Below are 24,185 nucleotides of genomic sequence, written 5' to 3' on the forward strand. Positions count from 1 at the left end.
TGTTCACTTTCAAATCTGCGATTCGTGGCGTCAAACCGTGGTCGGTTTCATCCATTGGTGCCAGTTATCGATGCATTTGGCCGCGAAGGCAGGATTTGGTCAGCATAGCGGTCAACCGGGAAGCGAAACACACCCCGCAAGTTGATGCTCTCCAGCCTGGTGGGCGCAATCTTCCCGATCAGTTCCGGTGGAATGACCTGGCGGCGGTTCGACCAGCGATCCAGGACCGCCTGCATCTGTGAGGTATTCCACGCCATCACGATGTTGGCCATCAGGCTCAACGCATCGGCCACAGCCTGCATTTCATCGACACGTTTGGCCTGCGCCGGGCTGATCCGGCCGGTATAAATGGCGCGCTTGAGGGCGTTAACAGCCTCGCCCCGATTGAGCACCCGGCGCAACTCGTTCCTGAAAGCGTCCTTGACAAAGTAGTCAGCCAAAAACGCCGTACGCAGCAACCGCCCCAATTGCACGCCAGCCTCATAGATTGGATCGCCCTGGGCGGCAGAACCGAACCGCGCAAGAGCTGCCACCGCACTGGCATGTCCGCTCATGACCGAGGCTGCCAGGTGCACCAGACTATCCCAATGCTTTTCGATCAAAGCGACGTCGACATTGGCTTCGCACACCGCAGCGATTTCTGCGGGCACTTTGGTGCCGCGTGGCACAAAGAGGTGGCGCTGTTTGAGTTCCTTCAACCGCGGGCAAAGATCAAAACCAAGCAAACGGGCATGTGACATGGCAAAGTCGGTGTAGCCATGGGTATCCACAGCAAGCTGGCTGGTCTCCAGCTTTTCTTGGCGGATGACACCTTCAATGGCCACGCCCGCCTGGCGCTCATTGAGCACAAAGGGCTGCGCATGGAAGATGCCCCACCGGTCTTTTACATGGGAGTAGATTCCAATGGAAGGTGTGTTGCGCCGAGGATCAAGCCGGGCTTGCCACACCCGTTTGGTGGTCTCCATGCTCATCATGTCAGAAGATGCCAAATCGGACCGCCCCCAGGTGGCGGCAATCGGGTGTCGCTGCATGAATTCCAGCACAGCCTGGCAGGCCTGGCTCAGACGCCGTTCGTCCCGCGCCCAGCGCATGGCCTGGCGAATGCTGGTGGCAGACAATTGCGGAATCATGCGCGCGCATTCGACCGCAGTCAGACTGGTGCCGTGGGCCATGATGCCGGCATAGACCATCAGCAGCTCGTCGGTAGAGCGCGGCTCACGTCCGAGCATGATCCAGCTAAAGCGCACCTGGGCGTCAACGGCCAGAATCACTTCCGGCAATTGAACCTCACCGATGCGGTGATCCAAAGCCGCGCGCAGCTTGGTCACTTCTGGGTCTTCGTCCTCTGCGGGCAATGGCGACAAATGGAGTTCATCATCCACGCGCAGTACGCCACTGCGGGCTGCAGCGGCCACCGCATCGACACCGGCAGTTACTCTGGCCAGCAAAGGCTTCAAGAAAGTGGCAGCCTTGCTGGGTAACGATAGACGGGCATAGTGTTTCTTGGACTCTGCCTGCCAACGCTCGTCCGTGAAGAACAAGCGCGCACGACCCCGAAAGCTCAGGCTGTGCTCAATCCAGACCGAGCCATTGCGCACCGCGCGGCGCAGGGCAAACAGGGTGGCCACCTCCAACGCCTGAAACGCCCGTTCCCGGTCTGGGCTGGAGATCGAAACCTGCCAGATCATTCCCAGACTTGGTGCCACCACTTCAACTGGCAGCTTTCTGGATCCTTTGAGATATAAAGCTTGCAGCTTGGCAAGGTACTCGATGGCAGGATGCTCGCCGGTGGCCTGCCAGGGCAGCTTTGCAATGGCGACGAGCAACGACCGCACGGGGCGAATTCCATCAATCAATCCCTCGCGGACCAGGGAGGCCCTGCTCGGTGGTTTGCGTTTCTGGGTTTCGGTGATCAAGGCTTCAAGACGGGCACGCAACTCAGCATCTGGCACCGCACCTTGCGCGCTCAAGGCAACAAGTTCGCCGAGCAGCGTTTTGTACATTGCGGCCCAATTGACGGTAGCGGGGACATCGGCGGCAGCCTGACGCCACAGATCGGCGATCCGGCGCTGCACCATAAGGATCAACTGGTCTGTGGTGGTGAACAGGCAATACCGAAGAAAGCATGCGACCTCCACGGTGCGCGCTGGCTCTTTGATCTTGGCTCCGGCTGAGGGCGGCCTGGAGACAAGTCGGCGCGCGTAGCGGCGCAAGATGAGATCGGGGATGTCTGCCAGGTGCTTATGAACGTCCAGCGTGTAAAGCAGGTCGATGCGCTCCAGTACCTCGCTGATTTGGCGGGTTGAGTGTTTCGCCGGTGCAGCCCATAGCCAACTCTGCTGGGTTTGTCCATCTGGGCGCAGCTCTGAAACTGAGGCTCGCCAGCGATCAAGTGTTGCTGGATCAACGCTGGCGGCGATGGCGGTGCCTGTTTCAACTTCAAGCTGGGCAAGTGCCGCCGCAATCAGTGTCCGAATTGCCCGCTCGTGCACGATCACCAGCTTGTTCTTGTACAGCCATTGACGCGCCCGCACGAGTAGCTGATCGCGGTCGGCGCAGCGCGCCACTTCGTCGCGCAGTTCACGTACCAGTGAGCGGCGCTGGTGCTCGCTCATCCACTGGAATCCAAGGACCGTGCAGGCTACTTGTTGGTGATCGAATAGCGTGCGCCCGCGTTCATACATGGCTCTCAGCGAGGCGACTTCTGGTGCTGCAATGCCAAGCTCGTTGCCAAGGTGGCGCCACAAGGCTACTGGAATTACCCGAAAGGCACCGAGCAAACGCCCACTCATGCGCAGGAAACCAATATGGAGCGCCAGACCAAGCTTGTGGGAATCACCTCGGCGTGCATTGATTGCGTCGCGCTCGGCACCATCGAAGGTGAAAAATGCCTTCATCTCGAAGTCGCTGATATCGCGGGGGAGCCCACGCATCCCCAAAAACGTTGTGTGCCAACCCTGCATCGTGAACCTCAAAAGTGGGAGGCCACCATACCCGTTTACAAAGCGAACAGGAAAGTCAATGAAATCAACGGTCTACCCAGACCACCCCCGCGCCAGTGCTAGCTTTGCGTACCGTCACTTATTGCACTGAAAACGAGGAGACCCCCAATCCGACAAGGCGATCAACTCGTTCAGTTCGTCGTCTGGGATCGAGAGCAACCAGGCACGTAGCTCATCCTCATTCATCTCGACCGGGTTCTTGTCGAGGTCTACGATGCGCCAACGCAACCGCTCGCGGGCTTCCACGTTGAGCGGTGGCGGAAGAATCGGATGCGAGTGCGAACCGCTCGCACCCGATTTCGGCCTCAGACGGAACCCATAAAAGGTCTTCATTGCACTACCGACGGGCCGAGGTCAGTCCGTGAAACCGACCAGCCACTGATTGTCGTGGTCGAACAAGTAGGCCACCACGGTCCTATGCTTTTGGATCTGGGCCGCCTGCTTGGCGGCGCCGCGATAGTCTGCGAACACCTTGGCCAGGTCCGGGTTGGCACCATACCGATAGACCGTGACCCCGCGTTGGGACTCCATGGCATCGGCCAGGAATTCGTCGCTATCGGGCAGGTGCACGACGTAGCCCACGAACTTCGCGGACGCCGCAAAACCCATACTTTCGCGCATGGCCTCGGGGCTCGGTACCGCGCCAATGGCAGCCTCCACACGTTCTGTCTGACTGCCGCGCCGCTTGGCCTCACCCATGGTGAGTACCTCCGGACGGGCCGTCGAGCGGGAGGTAGCGCCCATCGGACGATTGGCTGCCGACGACGCCTTCGCTGCCAATCATGTCCTGCCACGCAAGGATGGAATCGGCCACCGCATCGGAGTCGCCCTTGAATGCGACGACCGACTCCCCGCACGTCGGGCACGGCCCGCCAAAGGCCGCATCGATACCGGCCAGGCCGCGCGTGCCCAGCGCCTCAAACTCGGCAAACGCCGTTTTGCAGCTGCCGCACACCAGCGTCTCCGGGCGCAGCGCCGCCAGTTTGGCGTGCGCTTGCGCCACCCGTTGTTCTTTGGTCCCGCGTTGTTTTGCTTGTCCCACCATTTCTCCCTTGTTGATACGGCCTGAGCCGGCAAAGTCAGAGCGCGGTCAGCGGGCCGCTATTCTTCAGGCATCCAGTAAAACTCACCCGCATCCACGTCTTCCAAGATACGCGGCTCCGGCGCTCCCTTCTGCTCGACCGAGACAATCGTGCCGTGTCCGTACATGCGTTGGCCGACCTTTGGAAACTCCACGATCGCGATCACGGGTACCGCGAACGATGTTTCTTGGTTGTAGGCGTAGGCGTCCCCTGAAACCTCAATCCTCAGAATATCCGGCACTTGATCTTCGGCGCAATGGCAGCGGCTTGAGGTCGCTCTCTTGACATCCGGGTAACCGACCAATCGCTGGATGGCGTGGATTCGGGAATTGGACGTGTCCTCGAAAACAAGTTCAGCCGCGTTGTGCATGCCGCCGATGGTGGTCAGCCAAAATGGCGTAATGCCGCTGGGTCGAAGCGCCAAGGAAACGTCTCGCCACTGCGCTTCAGTCACGGCAAGTCCGAGGTCCTCCGCGCGTGCGAGTCCCGCCGCATCGTCGAACAGGACATAGTGGGGCTTGCCATTCAGGGTGTCGAGATCCGTCGCGCGAAGCGACGCGTACGTTCGGTGGCCGAGGCAGGCAGCGAGGAGCTGATGCACTTGGCCGAGTTTGATTTTGGGAGCTTGCTTGACAAGGAGGGCGTGCGCGATGCCGCTCCAGCGGGAGAACTGGTCCATGGTTGTCTCTCAGAGCACAGCGAACGTTGAGCGTTTAGCGTCCGCCGCCTTTGACAATCATGCGACGCGGAAGGAAGAGATGAATTCGTGCCAGTTTAAGCCGCTCAAAACTTGGGCTGGGAGCCCAGGCGGCGATGCGCGCCCGTGATGATTCTGCCATTGGTCCGAACCAAACGCAAACGCAGTCACGAAGATGGCAACGATGGTCTGCCCTCGGGCGGATCTAAACGACTACTGCTCGATATAGGTGCCGAGCACCAGCACCTGTCCCGCCTCGGAAATCTCGAAAACGACGTTGCGACAGTTGAATTCAAAGCCGGTCCCATCGACGCCGTGCAGGTAGGAAACAACTCCGCCGCCTGCGAAGTGCACCGTATGGGACACGGTGTCGTAGAGGCGGATGATGCTGTGTTTCACAACCTTCGAGAGATCGGCGATGGTGACTGCGCGGATAGCCGGCGTCCGCCCGTCGATGTCACCGTCGCGTGAGCAGTGAACCGTGGCGACGCCTGGCAACGTGACCATGAAGCTACCGTCGGGGTAGTCCATCCGCTGCCCACCTTGGCAGTCGACAGCGGCGCGGGAATGTGGCGAAGGTGGGTCGGATCGGTCAGGCATGGAGGTCTCTCGAAAACAGGACGGAAATGCTGTTTATGCGATCAAGGCGCCCCGGAGATTCCGACAACGCTGAAGACCAGCAACGGCAGCAGCATCAACCCTCCGATTCCCATGAAGACATAGGCGATTGCACGCAATACACGTCGCTGTGCGGCCATAGAGCGCAGCGCCTCCTCATCCGTGGAGGCACCCGTATCAGTCATCCCCATGGAAGCGAGCAGGCTCGCGATCCCGAGTCCGAGCAGGACGATTGGGAGGTCGAAGTCAGCTGAGGAAATGCCTGTTTCCTGGCTGCGTCAAAGCATGGGGACCCCGCCGCCTGAGTACTGCTCCAGGACGCGCTTCGCACCACGTTCCAGCGCGTCTTGGCCGGCAGACAAGAGCTTGCGAGCTGTGCTCGCTAGACCCTCTTCTGCGCTATGCGCGACTTCGCCGACCTTCTGGGAGACTGTGTCCGCTACCTTGCCAGGCACCGCCGCCACACGGTCCCACGCCGCTTGCGCACGCTCGCCCAGCGTCAGCTCCGGCGCGAAGTGTGTGCGCCAGCGTAGATACCCCCATACTGAACTGAACTCGCGTCCGGTTTTCTCCAACGGCAGCGTGCCGTCCTTCAGATAGCGGTCCAAATCGATGCGATCCTGACCCATAACTGGTGGCGGTGGCGGCGCGACTTCACCCTTGCCGCCGTCAGAAACCGGCGCATAGCGCTCGATCGTTCCGCGCGGGTCCCGCTGGAGGTCCGCGCTCATCTTCTGCCACTCCGCCTTCCATCTGGCGTTCCACTCGGCATCTTTGCGCTTGAGGTCTTCCAGCCGGTTTTTTTCCCTCAGCTTCCAGACCCCTTCATTGGTGGCGCCCATTGGCTTGAACCACGCACGCGAGTCGTGCACGTAGTCGTCAAAGAACTTGACGATCCTCGGGTCCAACGGCGACGTGTCATTCCAATACTCTTTGACCTCTCGCCACTGTGCAACTTTGTCGCCCCATATGGCACGGTGGAGTCTGATCAACGCCTCAGCGGCCACACCTGACCTGCGGAATACCGCCGCCATCCAGCCATCTGAGTACAGGATGGAGTTTTCCATCTCCGACATCGTCTTGGCTTCTTCGCGCAATTCTTCGTTTGCGCCGCTCAGATCCTGTGCGCACTGAGCACTGTAATTCTGTGCTCGCCTGAAAAAGGGTTGGTTCTCAAAGGCATCGGGTCCGCTGCCCAGGCGCAGCCGACGCCAACGCAGGTACAAGCCGTATTGCACGTGTGCTGCGCCAGTAGTTCCTCCGCCCTTCTTTTTGATAAGCGGATTCACCGCATCAACGTACGCGTTGTAGTCCTTGATCAGTTGGGGCGAGATCTTGAGTGCATCCAGAACCCGAGGTGGAAGATCCGCTGACGGCTTCAACGGCACGCCGGCAGCAACGGCTTCCCGATACATCTTGGCAAGTGTCACTTGCGAGAGCTTGGTGCTGTCGTCGGGTGTTCCGTCGGCCCTGCAACCACGGCCTTGGTCCCCTGGCCGGTATGCCCCGCCCACATCCGTGTGGACGCCTGGATAGGCGATTTCGAGCAGATCCCTGGCGACCGCCTTGTCCAACGGGAACGAGCCACGTATTTCGTGTGAGGAAATCAAGTGGACCGTCCGATTGACATATTTCGGAATGCGTAGGAATTCCTCTTGGCCCCACCCGCCGTGGCCGGTGGAGAACATGGAGCTTTGGGCGAACCCCACGGACGCGACAGTATCCAAGATTCCGAGGAAATCGAAGCTCACCTCGACACCAGCCAGCGTCATACCTGGGTCGAACGCATCTTCCAGCCAGTTGCTGAACACCCGAGCTTCCGCCGCGCCGCGTGAGAATCCGAACACGTACAGGCGAATGCGCTGGAGCTTCGGCTTGCGGTCGGCGATGAGTGCCTTCAGCTTTTGCGAAAGGAACTCGCGCCGCCGTTGCAACTCCTGCTTGCGCGGAATGGCATTGGGAATGTTGTCCGCCGTGTCCAACGCGACGGCGAGCGTGCGCCCCGTCCCTGCGTCATTCAGTTGCTCCACTTCGTCTTTGATCTTCTGCGCCTCGTCGCGTGCGCCGGCTTCCGCGCGCTTATGTACAGGGAAGCTCAAATCGCCCGAGATTTTGCGAAGCACCTTCAGATCTTCGGTGCCCATCGCCCTACTCAGATCATCTCCGTAAAACAGCTGGTAAAGCGCATCGGTTAGTTTCAGCAATGCCCAATTGATGCGGGCTTCACCGCCCCAGCCCGCCATCAGCCCCGCCCGTGCGTCATAGCCGCGGCCGGTGTCGCCGATTTCTTTCTCGAACGGTGTCCCGATGCCGGGCACATAGAAGGCCACCTGATTTTTCTTCCGCTCAAAGATGTCGTACAGCCGCGCTACGTTACTGTGGGCGTGCTTGGGTGCGTCCCGATCCTTGTTGTTGTTGGTGCCATCGAAGAAGATCCCGATTCGCAATTCCTCGGTGCATTGCCCTGAGAAGGCCTCAATGTTGTTCGCCATGCACCGTCCCTTCTCGTCCAGCGTTAGGGCGAAGGGATTTGGCTGCAGTCGTTCGAGTTCGGCCATCTCATCGCTCCTGGCTGGATGACGCCATGCGCTCGGGATAGAACTTGGCGGCGCACGCCTTGTCCGCCATGCAAGCGTCTTCTGGATACTTCAGTCCGCCTGGAAATTTGGGATTGAGAGGCGTATAGCGCGAAGCAATGGCTCTTATCTTCTTGCCTGGGTAAAACGCTAGCCAAAGCGAACTTGGATCGCCGTCAGGATACGGCTCGACGGGGACCTGTGCCTTGTATGTCGCATCATGGTCCTTCCGGTAGAGCGTGTCGTCCTGCCATTCAACTTCTACTGTAAGACCTGGATGCCACTTGCGTGGCACACCGATTGCCCCTGCAACACCAAAACCCCCTGCATGGCGCTTCTCACTTCCTACCCAAACGCCGTTTACATAAACGATGTCGAGTCCCTCATCCATGTAGTTGAGCACTCGGACCTCAAGGCCGAGGTCTTCATCTTGCTGGGCAGCATTCGCCTGCTCCGCAGGCTTGCAGCCGGCGCTGAGCGTGGCCAACACCACCAACACGAGTGCCATCCATGTTCGAATTTTCATGACTGTTCCGTCGTTTCTTGCGACTGCAGCAAACCAGCTTCACTCAATGCACCGGCGACTACTCGAAAAACCACTGCGTCATGCGCGCCCGCGTTGAACTCGGGGCTATCCAGCGCCATCCGAATGCAGCTATGCGCCTGAGATGGTGTACCTGTTAGTTCTCCCCACCAATGCACGTTCGTCTGAATGAGTCTCAGCAGGCCATCCGGGCGAGCCAGCGCATCAAGACGATCCATCTGCTCCCGACTGAAGACATAGGGTTCGTCAGTCCGGTCGGCTGAAGCATCGTCAGGGTGACCGACAGCCTGCAACCTGCCATCGCGTCGGAAGTACCACCACCGCAACCCATTCAGGAAGCGCTCACGCTGCGCGTCATCAAACACCTGCAGCAGCGCATCCAACGAGCGGGTATCCGCGAAGCGGATCAGGAACGCCTTCCCCTCATGGTCCACAGCTTCCATCTGGTCCTGGAGGTGCGCGACTGGATCAAGAGCCGACGCGATGCGATGCAAGAAGCTCAGCATCGGCTTGCCCGAAGTCTCATTCAGAACGAACTCAAGGAACGTACGCCGTTCGGATTCTTCAACCGGTATGCGGACCACGGAGGGGGCGATTTCTGCCAAGCCGGGCCCGTCATAGCGCCCCTCGTAGAGTGACTGCGGATGCAAGCCCGGAAACCGCGAGCGTAGCCGCTGCGCGAAACCGGTATCGAACGCGTTGTCGACCAAGGCATACACGTTCGCCTCCGGCAATGCGCCAAAAAGTTGTGCCAGAGCGCTATCCGGGAAATCGTTCACCCAAGCAGGTTCATCCGAGCGTCTGCGTTGAATCTGGAAACGGGTTGCCATGGTGCCAATGACCTCGATGTCTGCTAAATCAGCCGTTCCTGCTACCGAGCGAATGACCGCCAGCCATTGCGCGCAACATGCATTCGACACAGATGCTCTGTGGAAACGCCGGCAACGGATACGACTGGTTCACCGGCCCATCAAAGGTGCGCTGCGCGGCCTTGTAGGTAATCGGCCCGGAGCACTCGACGGTGATGTTGCCGTCCTCCAGCGTAATGGCTGCACCGGCCGCCGTCGCCAGGCGAATCCGCTTGGCCGCCGCAAAATCCACGTTCATGTTGGCCGACACTAATTTCAGGTCATCCTTGGCCATGAGCTTCAGCGTGTCGTGCTGCGCCTGAACGTCGATGTTGCCCTGGCCGGCGGTCAGTTGCAGGCCGATGTTGTTGTCACCCGCCTTGGACAGGCCCGCCGCCACGCCGATCGCTTGCCCAGCGTGCATGCGCGCCTGTTTGCCGACGGCGATGTTGGTGTCCTGGCCGCTGCCCAGGGCGATGCTCTCGCCGTTGGCCAACTGCAGATCCTGACCGGCCACCATGACCAACCCGGCGCGGCCGTTCGCATGCACCATCGCCTCGCCCTGGTGTGGCACCTTGCCCGGCGTGCTGGTGTTGCCGGCGCTGGCATCCTGCTTCGCCGCATCGAGCGCCTTGCCGTCCACCATGCCGGCGGCGGCCTTCTCCTGCTTGGCCAGCGGCGCATTCTCGTCCTTCGCCGACGACAGGCCAGCGGTCTGATGGGTGACGGCCCCTTGGCCCAGCGATTGGGTGAGCGCCTTGGCCTGCTTGATGAGGGCAATGCCGGCGGCGTTGTCGCCTGTGGGCACAGCTTTGCCGCTGGCGGCGTCGCGGTAGGTGGTCAGCAGCAGTCCGGCCTGGCCGCGCACGGCGGCGTGGCCGTCGGTGCGCAGCTCGAAGCCCTGACCACGGAAGCTGCCGCGCCGGTTGTCCTGTTGGTGAACGAGGTGGCCAAGGTTGATCTGGCTGTGTAGCTGCGTGGTGGCAAGCTGCGTGCGCAACTGACCATCGCTGTCATCGAAGACGAGCTGGTTGTAGCCGCTGCCGCCGTGTTCGGCGCTCTTGAAGCCGGTGTGCGCAGCAGCGTTGCGGTGTCCGTCCGCGTCGGTGCCCATGCCGTGCCAGGCGGGGCTGTGGCCGCCCGCCACGTTACCCTGGGCGCTCGGGGCCGTATCGCTGCCTTGTTTGTAGAGTGCGGCCGTGTCCATTTGAGCTGCGGTTTGGCCGCCGGGCGTCGGCGCAACGCCGGCCTCGCCCTGACCGTTGTAGAGGGCACCAATGACGACCGGCTGGTCGACATCGTCTTCGCTGAACTTGACGAGCACTTCCTGCCCAATGCGCGGCAGCCATTGCCAGCCCATGCCGGAACCGGCCTGCCGCTGCGCGACGCGTACCCAGCGGCTGCTTCGGTCATCTGCACGCTCGCCTTGTTGCCAGGGAAAGCGCACGCGGATTTCACCTGCGGGGCTGGCATGGTGCTCGCCGTCTCCGCCGGCTTGGGTCTGGCCGTCCGGGCCGACCACGATGGCGCTGTGTACGCCTTGCGCGGTGGGCGCCGCGTAGAGACGGCCGCAATCGGGTTCAGTCACGGCCGGGCGCCAGGGCCGGCGTGCGTCGCCGGCGCGGAAGACGCCAGCGTAACCGTGCGCGCGTGCTGCTTTGAGCAGATCGCCAGTCGGCGTGCTGCGTTCGACGGGGCCTTCTGCTTCTTGGAAACCAAAAACGCCCGGGCCGGATTCCGGCGCGCTGGGCGGCGTATCGAATGCCAGCGCGGCATCGAGCCCGCCCAAACGCTGGCTGAGCGCGTTGTGCGTATCGACGGTCAGGTTGTTGATGCCGCAGTGCTCGACCAGATCCATCAACAGCGGATAGGCGCCTTCCACGTCTTGCGGCAGGTGCGGGCAATCCACCACCTGCAGACGCGTACCGCTGCGCAGCGTGCGCACCGTGCCTCGCCCCGAGAACAGCAGTGCGCGCGCCTCCAGGCTTTCCATGACCTGCTCGGCAATGCGCTGGGCATTGGCGGAATCCGGCGCCAGCGACGGGCTGATGGACAGATACGCGTCGGGGCTGCCGGCGCTGGTGGCAAAGCGCGCGGGCGCATGGGCACGCACGCTGTGCTTGCCTTCCGGGTCCCACGCGGCCACGGCAACGCCGCCGGCAGTTGTGCGGGTGTGGCAGGCCAGTTGCTGGATGGCGTCGCGCTCTTCCAGGCTGTGCGCGCGGTGGAAGCGGATGCCGCCGGCCGCAGCCGACTCCGTGTCTTCCGGCAGCTGCGTGCTGTCGGCAAAGATCACCAGCGTGTGGCCGCCGTGCGCCTGGTCGTCTTCCACCGTGGTGAAGCCGAGCCCCGCCTCGGCGAGAAGGCGTGTGACGAAGTGGTAGTCCGTCTCGCGAAACTGCGCGATGTGCGCGCGTGTACCGAAATCGCTCATGCGTGCTTCGGCACCGGCCGCGTAGCGCCACGAGGCGTACGGCTCGTACGGCGACAGCATCTGCTCAATGATGTCAGCGAGCGGCCGATTCTGGAACACCTGGCTGTGGCGCTGCTGCGTGGTCAGCCAGAACCATGGCACCACCGTCAGGCGATAGCGCGTGAGGCTGCCGTCCGCGCCGAGCTTCTCAGCCAGGCGGATCAGGCCCGTGCGCTTGGTCTGCGTACCATCGGCCAGCGTCGTGACCAGCGTGACCCGCTGGCCCAGCAATGATTTGAGCGCGATGCGCGCATTGGCGCTGACGGCCACCACGCGCCATTCGAACAGTTCGGACAGTGCCTCGCGACCGAGCCAGGCTTCCACCGCCAGATCCGCAAGCGGCCCGTCGCCTTCCAGCGTGTACAGGCGGCGTGTGGGGGCGAAGAGGTTCTGAAGAAGGGTTGTGACTTCCATGCGGCGATCTGCCCGTTACAGGTGCAATGTCCAACCATCCACCGGCGGCTGCACGCGCGCAGGATCTGGGCGGGGGGATTTGTTTTCGAGAAGTTCGGTAATGGCATCGAACGCTGCTAGGCGCGCAGCCTCATCAGAGGCATAGCCCGTTTCTGCCCGACAGATTTCGGTTTGCCGGATGGGGCGAATTTCGTAACGCCATCCGTTCTCCTGCCGCCACACCGTGGTCACATAGCCATCGGCCGGAAGCGACATGGGGCCATCGAAACTGCCGCCGCGCTTCCATGCGCGGGTCAGCCATAAGAGGCGCTTGGTCGCCCGGCTGCGCGGCGGCGGCTTCGGCTCGCTCTGTTGCGGTTTCACCCGCAACTCGCGGGAACAGTCTTCGTCGACGCGCAGCACGCCGTGGTAGTTGTGATGACGTAATACGTGCACCGGCCCCGTGAACACGCCACGGCATCGGTCACACGTGCCGACACCGGCGTCGCCCTCGTCGGCAGCGACGCGAATCCACCCATCGCGCGGCAAGCCGGCCTTGATCCATCGGCCTTGCTCCCAGACAGTGGGCGGTCGGGTTCCGCGGGCTTTGCGGGGTGACCTGATTGACCTCATCGACGACCAGCACGGGTTGACCAAAACCCGGGATGGTAGAGCGGCTGTGGCCCGTTATCGCTGAAAAATATCGAAATCAGACTTAAAAAGAACTGTCCACCAGACCCGATGCTGGCATTGCTTGCATGCGCGCTGACACGGTTTTCAGCCCGAGGCGGGGCCGATATCGCACCGGTCAGCCCTTATGATGCGTAGCCTGGCGTGACGAGACTCAAGACGCAAACATTCTCGGCGGTTGAGACGATGCAGCAGATCCATGACACGGCCTACCCAATGCTGCCGGCCGAACTGGGGGAAACGGAACTGGCCACGGTGTTCACCCCGAGCCCGGCCGAAATCCGCTTTGTTGCCGACCAGTATCGGCAAGCGCCCACGCGCGCGCTGATCCTCGTCCAGCTCAAGCTGTACCAGCGGCTGGGCTACTGCCCGCCAGTTTCGGGCGTTCCGACGGCCATCGTGCATCACGTGTGTTCGGTGCTGCGCATCCGCCCACTGCTGCGCAGCGTGCTGGCACGATACGACCGTTCAGGAAGCAAATCCCGCCACCAAAAGCTCCTGCGCGACTTTATCGGCATTCGCACCACGGACGCGCAGACACACGCGTGGCTTGCCGATGTGGCCGCGCACGCGGCGCGCATCAAAACGGAACTGCCTGACATCATCAACGTCCTGATCGAGGAGCTGATCCGGCACCGCTATGAATTGCCGCCGCTGGCCGCGCTGACCAGGATCGCTGCCCACGCCCGCAGTCAGGTCAACGAAACCATCTACCGCACGATCGTCGAGGCGCTGGGGCCCGACCTGATCGTCAGAATCGATGCGCTCTTCGACAACCGTGGCGGGCGCACCGGCTGGGATCAGGTCAAACGGGAACCCAAGCGGCCCGCGCCACGGGAGATCGCCGGGTTCCTCAAGCACATCGAGGCGCTGCGTGTCTTGGCTGATGGCATGCCGGTGGCACCGGAGATCCTCACCGCGCCAAAGTGCACGCAGTTGGTCACGGAAGCGCGCGCCCTGGATGTCCAGGAAATGCGGTCGCTCAAGCCCACCAAGCGCTATGCGTTGGCTGTCCTGTTCATCCTTGCGCAGTTGCAAAAAGCACTGGACGACGTGGCCGAGATCTTCATCAAGACGGTGCGCAACCTGGAACATACGGCCGAATTGCGCCTGCAGCAGTACCAATTAGCGCACGCGGACCAGCTTGAGGCCCTGGTCGGTCAGTTTCGAGACGTGCTCGGTGTGCTGCAGGACGACACGCTGCCGGCGGAAGCCCGTGTCGCGAAGATGCGCGCGGCGCTGGGCGGCGATCCCGATGGGGTACTGACCCGCTGCAATGAACACATCGCCTACGCGGGAAACCATACGTTTCCCTTCATGCTGCGTCCGTATCGGAACCTGCGGGCGCTGCTGTTCCAGTGCCTCGATCTGCTATCGCTCAGGGCCAGCTCGCAAGACGATGCGCTCCTGCGAGCGCTGGACTGGATGCGCAGCTACAGGACCTCGCACCGCGAATACCTGATGCTCAGCGACCGTGACGCGGCCAACCTACCGCTGGGCTGGATACCGGACAAGTGGGAGAAGCCGATTTTCCCGAATGGCAAGAGCGGCCGGCTGATGCACCGCAAGTACTTCGAGCTGTGCGTATTCAGCCAAATCATGCGGGAGTTGAAATCGGGTGACATCTATGTGGAGAACAGTGACCAGTACGACGATCCACGTGTGCACCAGGTGTCGTGGGAGGAGTTCCGGGCGGAACTACCGCGCTACAGCGAGCTGGTCAATTTCCCGGTCGACGGCAAGGCATTCGTCCAGGCGTTGAAAGAAGAATTGGGTACGCTCGCTGACGCGGTGGACTCTGAGTTCCCTGCCAACGACCATGTGGAGATCAGCGAACAGGGGCTCATCCTGCATCGGCTGGAGAAAGATCCCGATCCGCCCAACAAGCTGCTGATCGATCAGGCCATCACCGCGTCGATGCCACCGGTGAGCATTCTGGACATCCTGATCGAGACCGAGCGGTGGCTCGACTTGCACAAGCTGTTCGGTCCGCTGTCGGGGTTCGAAGCCAAGATCGACGATCCGCGCAAGCGGTTCATCACAACGCTGTTCTGTTATGGCTGCAATCTCGGACCGAGCCAGACCGCGCGCTCGGTGAAGAACCTGAGCCGCAAGCAGGTCGCCTGGCTGAATCTGCGACACGTCACCGAGGAGCGCCTGGACAAAGCCATCGTGCAGGTCATCAATGCCTACAACCGGTTCGCTTTGCCGAAGTTCTGGGGTTCCGGCAAGCGGGTGTCGGCCGACGGCACGAAGTGGAACCTCTACGAGCAGAACCTGCTGTCGGAATATCACATCCGGTACGGTGGCTATGGCGGCATCGGTTACTACCATGTCTCCGACATGTACATCGCGCTGTTCAGCCACTTCATTCCCTGCGGCGTGCACGAGGCCGTCTACATCCTGGATGGGTTGCTCAAGAATGCCTCCAGCGTGCAGCCCGACACCGTCCATGGCGACACGCAGGCGCAGAGCGGGCCGGTGTTCGGCTTGGCACATCTACTGGGGATCAACCTGATGCCGCGCATCCGAAACATCAAGGATCTGGTGTTCTACAAGGCCGACCGGCGCCGGCGCTACAAAAACATCGATTCGCTGTTCCGGGGCACCATCGACTGGGCACTGATCGAGCGGCATTTCCCGGACATGCTGCGCGTGGCCATCTCGATTAAGGTCGGCCGTATGACGCCGTCGACGATCCTCCGGCGCCTCGGCTCCGAGAGCCGCAAGAACAAGCTGTACTTCGCTTTCCGAGAGTTGGGCCGCGTCATCCGTACGATGTTCCTGCTGAAGTACATCAGCAACCCCGACATGCGACGGGCCATCCATGCGGCCACCAACAAGAGCGAGCAGTTCAACGACTACGCGCAGTGGCTGATGTTCGGGGGAGAGGGCGTCATCGCCGAGAACATCCGGCACGAGCAGCGCAAGGTCATCAAGTACAACCAACTCGTGGCCAACATGGTCATCCTGTACAACGTGCAGTGGATGTCGCGCAAGCTCAAGGAGCTTCAGGAGAAGGGGTTGCCGATCGACGCCGAAGTGCTGAAGGTGCTGTCGCCTTACCGGAAGGACCACATCAACCGGTTCGGCGATTACTTGATGGACCTGCACAAGAAGGTGCCGCCGCTTGATCCGACGATCGATTTCTCTTTCAAATCAGCCGCTTAGACTCATTCTGGCGGAAATTTTACGAATCCCGGCCGACCCTCAATATCCGCCAGTTCCGACGCCCATCGCTTGTAGCGAATGAATGTAGACGGCTTCAATGCAGCGAGCCTTTCCATCGGACCCGAGTCCGAGACCACGACCGCGCTGACGATGCCATCGCCCAAGAGCGAGGCAATGCCGTAGTCCTCAAGCTCCGCGCTCTCATCGTTGAGCAGCCTACTTGGGGCTCGTTTGCCTGGAAGGGTAGTTCCCAAGCCGGCCCAAATGATATCTATCGTCAGGCCCGCAGCAAGGAATGCCGCGAAGGCTAGCTTTTTCATCGTGACTGACTCCGTTATCTGTTACCTCGGAGATGCGGTACGCGACCTTGTATCTCGATTGCAGGTGGGTGATCTGCATAGCCAAGCATCACGCAAACGCTCCCCACCTCAAGGAGATACAGATGAATGAAGCCCTTCCCACCAAGCACGAACTTCGCCGTCAGATGCATGAAGCGCTGGGCAGTTGGCTGTATGCCCGTCGCGCGACGAGTAAAACCAAGCAGGAGCGAGCCGAACACGTCCTCGACTACCGTCGCCGGCGGAATCAGCTTGCGGCAGGGATGTACCGCGAGGAAGTCAATGCACGCGGGAATACCGTCCATCGCGATCTGGATGCGGATCTGGCGCTCGGGTTTGTTGGCCGGGATCGATACGTGTATGACAGCAAACTCTGCGGCGCCGGCTGGCAACAGTACGACACCGACCAGGATGCCCCTTACTTCGGGTGCTGGGTCAACCTCGAAAAGCGTTGGACCATGTGCTACGCCGAAGGCGACCGGATTCTGGTGAAATGCCCCAGCGAGGAATCGCTGAAGGCCGAGCTCGCCGACATGGATCGGTTCTATGGCCGGGCTCCTGCCGCGTTCACCTTGTTTGCCTCCGGTGGGCAGGTAACCCAGCTCGTATGCGAACGACCATCGGTCACACCCTGATCCGTCAAGCCTCTACGCCCCCGTGTTATTCACGGGGGTTTTGTTTTTCTGCGGGCCATTAGCTGACGCTGTGAGCCATACCCGATCACAGACCAACGCAAAGGAGGCTTTCGTGATCACCTGGCCTGACCTCAGGATTCCCCCCATCAACCTCTGGAATGCCCCCAGGGTGCAGCTCCCCAGCACCGTTCCCACACATAGGGCGCAACCGACCAACGGGCACCGAGGGCAGTTTCGCCCCGTCACTGCGGAGATCCAACAGCTGCTCAAAGCCCGATGACCTGCCATATCAATGAACTGCACCACCGACGCCCTGGCTAGCAAGACAGCCGGGGCGTTTCCTTTTCCATCCACCCCATAGCCCCGTCACCAGCTGCCGCCTTCTGCCCTATGCGCACTGCGCATTGCGTGCGCTGGCCGTGGATACCCGACCCGCCTCCGCGTCCTGCCCGACCTCCCACCGCTCACCAGGTTACAGCCACCTGGTGGTCATCACCTGGCGTACGGCCATCGCAAGTGGCTCCTTTCAACCTCAGGAGATGACACATGAGCAAGCAATTGGAAACAATGGAGATTCGGACTCTCGGCGAGAGGCGCGGCAACCCACGCCTCTGGATCGATGGGGACCAAGCCATGAGGGGAGGTTTTGCCCCGGGCGTGGAGTTCAACCCCAAGGTCGACAAGGAACGGTGCATGCTCACACTCGAAGTCGTTACGAGCGGCGGCGAGCGTGTGGTTTCCAAGAAGATCGTCCGCGATCGTGAGATCCCGGTAATCGACATCAACAACAGCGACCTTCTCGGGATGTTCGTGAAGCTGGGTTTGACGGCAGTTCGCATCGTCGTCAAGTACCATCGGATCTTCATCCTACCCATCGCCTCGGAGCTCCGTGCCATGGAGCGCCTGGAGCGCCTGAAGGCAAAGCTCGATGCAGGTGAGCCGTTGCTGATTGGCTCGTTCTCCGCTGGCATTGGCATCCTGGATCGTGCTGCGCACGAGGGGCTGGAAGCGGCGGGCGTCGCATCCAGGCTTGCAGTTGCCAACGAGATCCGAGCGGATTGCATGGCGCATGCCGTCGAGCGCAACCCTGTCTACGATGCCAAGACGATTTTGCTCACGGCACCGATGCAGGAGGTGGTGTTCGATTCGTGGCTAATGTCCCAGCTTCCGAAGCTGGACGGCATCGTCATTGGAATTCCGTGCAGCGGAGCATCCAGCGCAGGGCGAAGTAAGCTCAAGCTGACGCATCCCGAAGACCATCCTGACGTCGGCCATCTGGTCGTTCCGTTCCTCGCGGCCGTGGCTCAGACGTCGCCGGCGTTCGTGGTAATCGAGTGCGTGCCAAACTGGCTGAAAACGGCTTCCGCCTCCATTTCGCGATCGATGCTGAGGGATCTCGGCTACGTTGTTCACGAGACTGTGCTCAATGCCGCGGACTTCAACATGCTCGAGCATCGGCAGCGGATGGCTATGGTCGCGGTCACCAACCCACTGTCATTCGACTTTGACATGGTGGAGGTGCCTGTTCCCCAGGAGCATTGCTTCGCCGAAATCATGGACGACGTGCCGCTTGACGACAAATCGTGGAGCCGTCTTGACTACCTGAAGGAGAAGGAAATTCGCGACAAAGCCGCTAATAAGGGCTTTAGCATGACGGTGATCGATGGCACCGCAACCAAGCTACCAACCCTGAACAAGACGCTCGCGAAGCGCCAAAGCACGGGGACGTTCATTCAACATCCGATCGATCCCGACCTGCTGCGTATCCCTACGGTGGCCGAACATGGTCGCGCGAAGGGAATCTGGACGGAAATGGTGGATGGAACCACGCAGACGTTTGGACACGAAGTTTGTGGCCAGGCCATCAGCGTGCCGCCGTGGATTGCTGTCTTCAAAGCAATCGGCAAGACGCTCATCTCCTTCAAGGAGAGCGCAACGCTGACGTTCTCATCCTTCGTCAGGCCCGAGCTGAAAGCCGCTTAACCCCCACGCCACCGACTACACATCGGTGGCGTTTTTCTTTTGGGAGGGTTGGTTCAACGGGGCCCGGCAAGCCCCGCGTGGGTTTGGCGCCAGAAGGACGCCGCAGCGACGATTGAACGCTGATAGTTCGCTTCCGCAACGAGCGCCGCGGCGCGATCGGGAGCTTCATAGCGTGCATGGGTAGCGTCCGCATCCATCGCTGCGGCAGCCACAGTGCGAGCGGCACACGCTTCCTCTGCGAGGTGCTCGACGAGCTCCCAAACCAGCGACCTATGTCGCGGTCTGCCGGTGCCAATGATTCTGCCCTGCGCATCCACGAGTTCAACCCAGTCGATCGCCCCTGCAGTCTCGTCCTCGTCAAGCGTTGCGGCGAGATGCTCCGCCCACAGAAACTCGACGCGCTCGGCCGTCAGGACTCGCCGCGCTGACTCCAATGTCGCACCCTGAATACTGATCAAGGCCCTTGCTTTGCGCGAAAGGTTGGCCGCGCTCGAGTGCTGCCCAAATGTGGCGACATCGACGAAACCATGAACTCGAATCCACCGGCCCACGGCTTTCAGCCTGGCCTCAAGTTGGGCAAGTGCATTCTGTGCGGACACATCGTCGCGCCCCAGCGTCGCCTTGCCGCGAACCAGAGCCGACAGAAGGTGATACTCAACCCTCTCTCTAAACGCCGCATAGAGCAATTCCGTACGCCCTTCAGTCACGTGCTGTCCCTCAAATCCGTAGCCAGTGAATGCAGTTCTCCCGGCGGGGGGCCAGGGTGAAGCTGCTCTATCCAAGATGATGCCTTGTGGAGGGCAGGGGACGCTCCGGCGAGCAAAAGGAGATTTTCACGCCAATTCAGCCGCGCCGGCCAGATTTGCATCCACCAAGCGCCATGCCGATGTGCCTCATTCGCCCCACCAACGCCCTCCACGACGTCAAATTATACAGAAGACGCCAATTCAATACATAACGTGTATAGTTACGTGTGATGCATCTTCATTGATCGCAGGACGCGGGCAACCGAAGATCCGATCGTATTTGGATACACCTTCCGACAACTGAACCTGAGGGAACACGAATGAAAAAGATTGCTGCTGCTCTGGCCTTTGCCGCCATGTCCATCGCTGCCCATGCTTCGCCTGAGACCGACAGCGTGATGGCGACACTGAAGATCAAGTATCCCAACACGAACTTCACCAGCGTCGAGGCCACCCCGATTCCGGGGATCTACGAGCTCACCATGGGCAAGAACATCGCGTACACCGACAAGGAAGGGCACTACTTCCTCTTCGGCAGCATGTACGACATGGAGAAGCGCCAGGATCTCACCGCCTCAAAACGCGAAGCCGCCAACAAGATCGACGTCAGCAAGCTGCCCATTCAGGACGCGATCGTGCGCGTGAAAGGCAAGGGCACGCGCAAGCTCTACCTCTTCTCTGACCCCGACTGCCCGTATTGCAAGCAGCTCGAAGCGCAAGCGTTCCCACAGCTGGATGACGTGACCATCTATACGTTCATGTTCCCGCTCGACTCACTGCACCCGCAGGCGAGTGCCAAGTCGGAGTCGATCTGGTGCCTGCCGGCCGCACAACGCGCTGCTGCGTGGGACAAGCTCGTCACCCAGAACGTCCCGGCGCCGGCGGCGAAGTGCGACAACCCGATCAAGCGTATTGCTGCACTGGGCGACGGCCTCGGCGTGCGGGGCACCCCGACCCTGTTCAGCGCCGATGGCCGCATCTTGCCGGGCGCCGCTGACGCTGCGCGAATCGACGCGTGGCTCAATGGTGCGAAGTAATCAGGTGTCTCCCAACCACTCGCCTTCACGGTGAGTGGCGCATCGAAAGCCGCGGCCAAGGTCGCGGTTTTGTGCTATCTACTTCGTTGATCGGAGCCCATATGAAGGTAAGCCGCCGCACTACAGCGCTCTTCCTTGGCTTGGCACTCTCTACCATCGCCTGCGCGTCGTTTGCCGAGTCTCTCGGCCGATACGGCAATACCTGGGACATCCAGGAGCAGGACGCTGTCGACATGATCAAAGGTCGGTTGACCAACATGGAGAAGCAGGGCCAGCTGAAGAAGTTCTGGGAAGACTACAGGAACAAGCAGCTCTCCAACCTGGAAAATCCCCCTCCAGTTCCGGGTATATCGACCGCAACCGGTCCAAAGGTGTGGACGTTTGATCCTACCTATACCTACCCTGACAACGTGAAGGATCACCTGGGCAATGTTCTCGTTCCCGCGGGGACCAAACTCAATCCGCTCGATTTCACTGCTCTGTCGAAGGCCATCGTGTTCATCGACGGCCGCGACCCGAAGCAAGTCCAGTACGCCAAGAAGCGCATCGACGAGAATCCCCGCGACAAGGTCGTTCTCGTCGCGGGCTCTTTCCTGAAACTAGATCGCGAATGGAAGCGACCGGTCTACTTTGACCAGCAGGGCATCCTGACTCAGCACTTTGGCATCAAGCGGGTCCCGGCAGTGCTTTCCCAGAAGGGGAAAATGCTGCAGGTCGAGGAGTTCGCGCCATGAAGAAACTCATCTCAGCGGCCCTCCTGCTCGCCGGTGCACTCTTCGGTTCTGGCACTGCGAACGCCGACGCGCTTTGCACGGGCAAGTTTCCCAACCTGATCTCCGACGTGTGCTGGTCATGCATGATGCCGATCAAGTTGTTCGGCACCGCGACTCTTCTCGGGGGCGGCCAGGACGACTTCGATTCTGGCCCCGTGAACCCGGTCTGCTTTTGCCAGAACCCGCCGAAAGTCGGCATCCCGACGTCATTCTGGGAGTTCGACATGATGACGGATGTGACTGCCGTTCCAGGCTGCTTCCCGCTGCTCGGTGGGGTGAGGGTGAACACTGGCGTGAATGCCGATGCCTTCGGCCAGATCTCCGATGACCAGTCGGGGGAGATCGGGTCTACCCGGACGTCGTTCATGCAGGTGAACCTCTACATCAATCCGGCACTGTACGTCATGGGCGCGATTCTGGACGATTCCTGTCTGGACCAGCGGGGCATTGACATCCCTTGGGTGTCCTTCGCCGACCCGACGCACAACGATGATGAGCTCGCCGGCATCATCGCGCCTTACGCGTTCCCGTTCGGAGGGATGGTTGCCATCGGCGCAATGTCAGCCGATGCAGTGGCGGCTACTGCAGGCTTTCCGATCCCAGAGATCTTCTGGGCCGCGGGCGCCTACGGGCACATGTATCCCCTGACAGGGAATAATGAGGCTCACCTGAGCATGGAGCAGACTGCGCGGCTCCAGACGACGCGCGTTCTGGCCAAACTCCATGCCGCCGGAACGCAGTGGTCAGCGTTCGGCAGCGATGCCATGTGCGGCTACTACCCGCAGATCATCATGGATAAGCGGCAGTACAAGTTCACGCGCCTGTACCCAATTCCGCAGACCGTCAAGATCGCCGGCAAATGCTGCGACCCGATCGGGCGATCGCCCATTCTTACCCAAACAAACACTGAATTGCCCATGCCGGGCTGGAGGGACTTTGGCTATGCGATATTCCGCAAACGTGATTGCTGCAGCGGCGCTTCTCCTGGCTAATGGCTGGGCTGGCACGGCCATCGCTCAGTCGCTCTCGCTACCACCCGAAGCCGAGATCCAGACAGAAATGGCCAAGCACCGAGAAGAGGCGGCAGCAGTCCTTGGACAGAACATCAAGCCGGTGAAGCCGGGTACGTTCAAGGTCGAGGTCCCCACGATTAAGGCACCGCCGCCAGTGCGAACGCAGAGTCTGGACGACATCATGCAGCAGTATGCAGAGGCCAAGAAGGGTGGCCCAGCACCGGCAAAGCGGGGGGCGAACGACCTCATCATCTTTGTCTCGTTCTCGATGCCAAAGCCCGTCCTTACTGAGCTGGCTCGACAGGCCAAGGAGACGGGCGCCGTTATGGTGGTCCGCGGTTTCAAGGACGGGTCGCTCAAAGCAACCAAGCTCGCCGCGCTCGAAGTCAACCGAGCGGGCGCCCCATGGGAGATCCATCCGGACCTCTTCAAGGCGTTCAAGGTAACCGCAGTGCCGACGTTTGTGGTTGCGAGTGCGGAGGCCGAATCCGTGCTTGAGGACGGCTGCTCGCCGGAGACAGCCTACTCTGCGGTGGCCGGCAACATGTCCGTCGAGCTAGCCCTGGACACGATCCGCCGGCGGGCGCAGCCAACGATCGCAAAGCTCGCTGAGAACCGCCTCGCGGCCATCCGAGCCAAGAATCAGCCCGGCACATTGCGATGAACGGGCCTTGCTGGCGGGACGGCACCGGTCCGACCGCCAGCGGGGCTTGAGCCCAGGACATCAGCCTCCAAACCCGGTTCTTGTGGTTACCAAGGAGAAAATTATGCAGAAAATGCTTGGCATGGCCGTGGCCATGTCGACCCTATCCCTCTCCGCGATCGCCGGCGGTACTACGACGGTGAAATCGACTTTCCCGAACGTTGTACCTGTCGAGCAGGTTCGCCCGGCGGTCGAGCGCATCAATGGCGCCGACGGGGTCAAACCCGGCGACACACGTACCGCCGCACCAGGTGCAAAGCTCATGGAGTTCACGGTCTCGACCAAGACGACCACGCCGCTCCTGGAGGTTGTCCGAGAGGTGAAGCTCGAGGCCGGCGACGCTTCCCTGTCCCTCAAGGCTGGCGCCCGCGTTGCGCCGGCGGCAAAGATCGTCGACAAGGAGGGGAGGACCTTCTATCTGGTCAAGGCCGCCCCTGAGAGCAGCTCGCTCTTCGCCCGGAATCGCTACTTCGCCATTACGGACACCGGCGCAGTACTCGAGAACGCACTGAAGGCGACGGGAGATACCTACGAGATGCAGGAACCTGTCTCGATCACCCCGGGCGACATGGTGATCACCAAGTCTCGGACGAGCGGGCCAGCACTCTGCGGCATCTCAACCGTATTCCTTGGCGCCAACGACGGCGTGGCGAAGTACCGCGTCCTTCGGACCGATGCTTCCGGCCGAATCCGCGGCTCGCGCGACTTGGCATACATGAATGATCTGCGGCTGATTTCGATGGCCGGCACCCATCTCGCGATCGACAAGGTCGAGCCGAACTCGGTAAGTGTCCGTATCGTTGGCTCCACGCCGGCGGCCTGCAGTACCGCGATCTAGTTCCGACGACCACCACTCGAGCGCA

At 61.1% G+C, this 24,185-nt stretch carries 21 protein-coding genes; 8 read left to right on the forward strand and 13 right to left on the reverse strand.

Annotated features, from left to right (window positions below):
- Nucleotides 1-47 precede the first annotated feature (47 nt).
- The 11 genes from EHF44_RS01295 to EHF44_RS01350 all read right to left on the reverse strand — a co-directional run bounded on the left by EHF44_RS01295 (nt 48) and on the right by EHF44_RS01350 (nt 12,782).
- Nucleotides 48-2,963, reverse strand: coding sequence for a Tn3-like element IS1071 family transposase (locus EHF44_RS01295; RefSeq protein ID WP_003049965.1), 2,916 nt, complete (start codon nt 2,961-2,963; stop codon nt 48-50).
- A 114-nt stretch (nt 2,964-3,077) separates the two neighbouring features.
- Nucleotides 3,078-3,335 (reverse strand): hypothetical protein, encoded by a 258-nt coding sequence (locus EHF44_RS01300; protein ID WP_124682115.1) that lies wholly within the window; start codon nt 3,333-3,335, stop codon nt 3,078-3,080.
- A gap of 21 nt (nt 3,336-3,356) precedes the next feature.
- Complete coding sequence (locus tag EHF44_RS01305; protein WP_017514039.1) at nt 3,357-3,701, reverse strand: hypothetical protein; 345 nt, start codon at nt 3,699-3,701, stop codon at nt 3,357-3,359.
- Nucleotides 3,694-4,044: a hypothetical protein gene (locus EHF44_RS01310; protein ID WP_038316601.1), complete on the reverse strand. Its 351-nt coding sequence runs from the start codon at nt 4,042-4,044 to the stop codon at nt 3,694-3,696. The genes EHF44_RS01305 and EHF44_RS01310 overlap by 8 nt, the downstream gene beginning before the upstream one ends.
- Nucleotides 4,045-4,103: 59 nt before the next feature.
- Nucleotides 4,104-4,763, reverse strand: a complete 660-nt coding sequence (locus EHF44_RS01315) for a hypothetical protein (protein WP_017514041.1) — start codon at nt 4,761-4,763, stop codon at nt 4,104-4,106.
- A 231-nt stretch (nt 4,764-4,994) separates the two neighbouring features.
- Nucleotides 4,995-5,312 (reverse strand): hypothetical protein, encoded by a 318-nt coding sequence (locus EHF44_RS01325; RefSeq protein WP_017514042.1) that lies wholly within the window; start codon nt 5,310-5,312, stop codon nt 4,995-4,997.
- 365 nt (nt 5,313-5,677) lie between these two features.
- A complete protein-coding gene (locus tag EHF44_RS01330; protein WP_039376341.1) occupies nt 5,678-7,957 on the reverse strand; it encodes a T6SS phospholipase effector Tle1-like catalytic domain-containing protein in 2,280 nt (759 codons plus the stop codon).
- Between the two features lies 1 nt (nt 7,958).
- Nucleotides 7,959-8,501, reverse strand: coding sequence for a DUF3304 domain-containing protein (locus EHF44_RS01335; RefSeq protein ID WP_017513003.1), 543 nt, complete (start codon nt 8,499-8,501; stop codon nt 7,959-7,961).
- Nucleotides 8,498-9,349 (reverse strand): DUF4123 domain-containing protein, encoded by an 852-nt coding sequence (locus EHF44_RS01340; RefSeq protein ID WP_017513002.1) that lies wholly within the window; start codon nt 9,347-9,349, stop codon nt 8,498-8,500. The genes EHF44_RS01335 and EHF44_RS01340 overlap by 4 nt, the downstream gene beginning before the upstream one ends.
- Nucleotides 9,350-9,377: 28 nt before the next feature.
- Nucleotides 9,378-12,254: a type VI secretion system Vgr family protein gene (locus EHF44_RS01345; RefSeq protein WP_017513001.1), complete on the reverse strand. Its 2,877-nt coding sequence runs from the start codon at nt 12,252-12,254 to the stop codon at nt 9,378-9,380.
- Between the two features lie 15 nt (nt 12,255-12,269).
- On the reverse strand, nt 12,270-12,782 hold the full coding sequence (locus EHF44_RS01350; RefSeq protein ID WP_017513000.1) for a hypothetical protein: 513 nt from the start codon (nt 12,780-12,782) through the stop codon (nt 12,270-12,272).
- Between the two features lie 327 nt (nt 12,783-13,109).
- On the opposite strand from EHF44_RS01350, the gene EHF44_RS01355 reads away from it, so the two are divergent.
- A complete protein-coding gene (locus EHF44_RS01355; RefSeq protein ID WP_049286361.1) occupies nt 13,110-16,094 on the forward strand; it encodes a Tn3 family transposase in 2,985 nt (994 codons plus the stop codon).
- Between the two features lie 2 nt (nt 16,095-16,096).
- Here EHF44_RS01355 and EHF44_RS01360 read toward each other — a convergent pair whose 3' ends face one another.
- Nucleotides 16,097-16,414 (reverse strand): hypothetical protein, encoded by a 318-nt coding sequence (locus EHF44_RS01360; protein ID WP_216643949.1) that lies wholly within the window; start codon nt 16,412-16,414, stop codon nt 16,097-16,099.
- 122 nt (nt 16,415-16,536) lie between these two features.
- Between EHF44_RS01360 and EHF44_RS01365 the strand changes: the two genes are divergently transcribed.
- Nucleotides 16,537-17,067 (forward strand): hypothetical protein, encoded by a 531-nt coding sequence (locus tag EHF44_RS01365; RefSeq protein WP_017512751.1) that lies wholly within the window; start codon nt 16,537-16,539, stop codon nt 17,065-17,067.
- A 546-nt stretch (nt 17,068-17,613) separates the two neighbouring features.
- Nucleotides 17,614-19,050 (forward strand): DNA cytosine methyltransferase, encoded by a 1,437-nt coding sequence (locus EHF44_RS01370; RefSeq protein WP_017512752.1) that lies wholly within the window; start codon nt 17,614-17,616, stop codon nt 19,048-19,050.
- A 53-nt stretch (nt 19,051-19,103) separates the two neighbouring features.
- Here the strand turns inward: EHF44_RS01370 and EHF44_RS01375 are convergent, their stop codons facing one another.
- Nucleotides 19,104-19,757, reverse strand: a complete 654-nt coding sequence (locus tag EHF44_RS01375; RefSeq protein ID WP_038315709.1) for a hypothetical protein — start codon at nt 19,755-19,757, stop codon at nt 19,104-19,106.
- A 359-nt stretch (nt 19,758-20,116) separates the two neighbouring features.
- Between EHF44_RS01375 and EHF44_RS01380 the strand changes: the two genes are divergently transcribed.
- The 5 genes from EHF44_RS01380 to EHF44_RS01400 all read left to right on the forward strand — a co-directional run bounded on the left by EHF44_RS01380 (nt 20,117) and on the right by EHF44_RS01400 (nt 24,160).
- A complete protein-coding gene (locus tag EHF44_RS01380; RefSeq protein WP_011229372.1) occupies nt 20,117-20,833 on the forward strand; it encodes a DsbC family protein in 717 nt (238 codons plus the stop codon).
- Nucleotides 20,834-20,934: 101 nt separating this feature from the next.
- Nucleotides 20,935-21,567, forward strand: coding sequence for a type-F conjugative transfer system protein TraW (gene traW / locus EHF44_RS01385; protein ID WP_011229373.1), 633 nt, complete (start codon nt 20,935-20,937; stop codon nt 21,565-21,567).
- Nucleotides 21,564-22,598, forward strand: coding sequence for a TraU family protein (locus EHF44_RS01390; protein WP_111733920.1), 1,035 nt, complete (start codon nt 21,564-21,566; stop codon nt 22,596-22,598). The genes traW and EHF44_RS01390 overlap by 4 nt, the downstream gene beginning before the upstream one ends.
- A 67-nt stretch (nt 22,599-22,665) precedes the next feature.
- Nucleotides 22,666-23,283 (forward strand): type-F conjugative transfer system pilin assembly protein TrbC, encoded by a 618-nt coding sequence (gene trbC / locus EHF44_RS01395; RefSeq protein ID WP_111733938.1) that lies wholly within the window; start codon nt 22,666-22,668, stop codon nt 23,281-23,283.
- A 103-nt stretch (nt 23,284-23,386) separates the two neighbouring features.
- Nucleotides 23,387-24,160, forward strand: coding sequence for a hypothetical protein (locus tag EHF44_RS01400; protein ID WP_011229376.1), 774 nt, complete (start codon nt 23,387-23,389; stop codon nt 24,158-24,160).
- Nucleotides 24,161-24,185: the final 25 nt, after the last annotated feature.

Origin of the sequence: Cupriavidus pauculus (genome assembly GCF_003854935.1) — a bacterium.
Taxonomy (GTDB): Bacteria; Pseudomonadota; Gammaproteobacteria; order Burkholderiales; family Burkholderiaceae; genus Cupriavidus; species Cupriavidus pauculus_C.

Bases quoted from the DNA above. Each gene is read 5' to 3' on its own strand.
- EHF44_RS01295 (WP_003049965.1), bottom strand. From the start codon at position 2,963: ATGCAGGGTTGGCACACAACGTTTTTGGGGATGCGTGGGCTCCCCCGC.
- EHF44_RS01300 (WP_124682115.1), bottom strand. From the start codon at position 3,335: ATGAAGACCTTTTATGGGTTCCGTCTGAGGCCGAAATCGGGTGCGAGC.
- EHF44_RS01305 (WP_017514039.1), bottom strand. From the start codon at position 3,701: ATGGGTGAGGCCAAGCGGCGCGGCAGTCAGACAGAACGTGTGGAGGCT.
- EHF44_RS01315 (WP_017514041.1), bottom strand. From the start codon at position 4,763: ATGGACCAGTTCTCCCGCTGGAGCGGCATCGCGCACGCCCTCCTTGTC.
- EHF44_RS01325 (WP_017514042.1), bottom strand. From the start codon at position 5,312: ATGGACTACCCCGACGGTAGCTTCATGGTCACGTTGCCAGGCGTCGCC.
- EHF44_RS01330 (WP_039376341.1), bottom strand. From the start codon at position 7,957: ATGGCCGAACTCGAACGACTGCAGCCAAATCCCTTCGCCCTAACGCTG.
- EHF44_RS01335 (WP_017513003.1), bottom strand. From the start codon at position 8,501: ATGAAAATTCGAACATGGATGGCACTCGTGTTGGTGGTGTTGGCCACG.
- EHF44_RS01340 (WP_017513002.1), bottom strand. From the start codon at position 9,349: ATGGCAACCCGTTTCCAGATTCAACGCAGACGCTCGGATGAACCTGCT.
- EHF44_RS01345 (WP_017513001.1), bottom strand. From the start codon at position 12,254: ATGGAAGTCACAACCCTTCTTCAGAACCTCTTCGCCCCCACACGCCGC.
- EHF44_RS01355 (WP_049286361.1), top strand. From the start codon at position 13,110: ATGCAGCAGATCCATGACACGGCCTACCCAATGCTGCCGGCCGAACTG.
- EHF44_RS01360 (WP_216643949.1), bottom strand. From the start codon at position 16,414: ATGAAAAAGCTAGCCTTCGCGGCATTCCTTGCTGCGGGCCTGACGATA.
- EHF44_RS01365 (WP_017512751.1), top strand. From the start codon at position 16,537: ATGAATGAAGCCCTTCCCACCAAGCACGAACTTCGCCGTCAGATGCAT.
- EHF44_RS01370 (WP_017512752.1), top strand. From the start codon at position 17,614: ATGAGCAAGCAATTGGAAACAATGGAGATTCGGACTCTCGGCGAGAGG.
- EHF44_RS01380 (WP_011229372.1), top strand. From the start codon at position 20,117: ATGAAAAAGATTGCTGCTGCTCTGGCCTTTGCCGCCATGTCCATCGCT.
- traW (WP_011229373.1), top strand. From the start codon at position 20,935: ATGAAGGTAAGCCGCCGCACTACAGCGCTCTTCCTTGGCTTGGCACTC.
- EHF44_RS01390 (WP_111733920.1), top strand. From the start codon at position 21,564: ATGAAGAAACTCATCTCAGCGGCCCTCCTGCTCGCCGGTGCACTCTTC.
- trbC (WP_111733938.1), top strand. From the start codon at position 22,666: ATGGCCAAGCACCGAGAAGAGGCGGCAGCAGTCCTTGGACAGAACATC.
- EHF44_RS01400 (WP_011229376.1), top strand. From the start codon at position 23,387: ATGCAGAAAATGCTTGGCATGGCCGTGGCCATGTCGACCCTATCCCTC.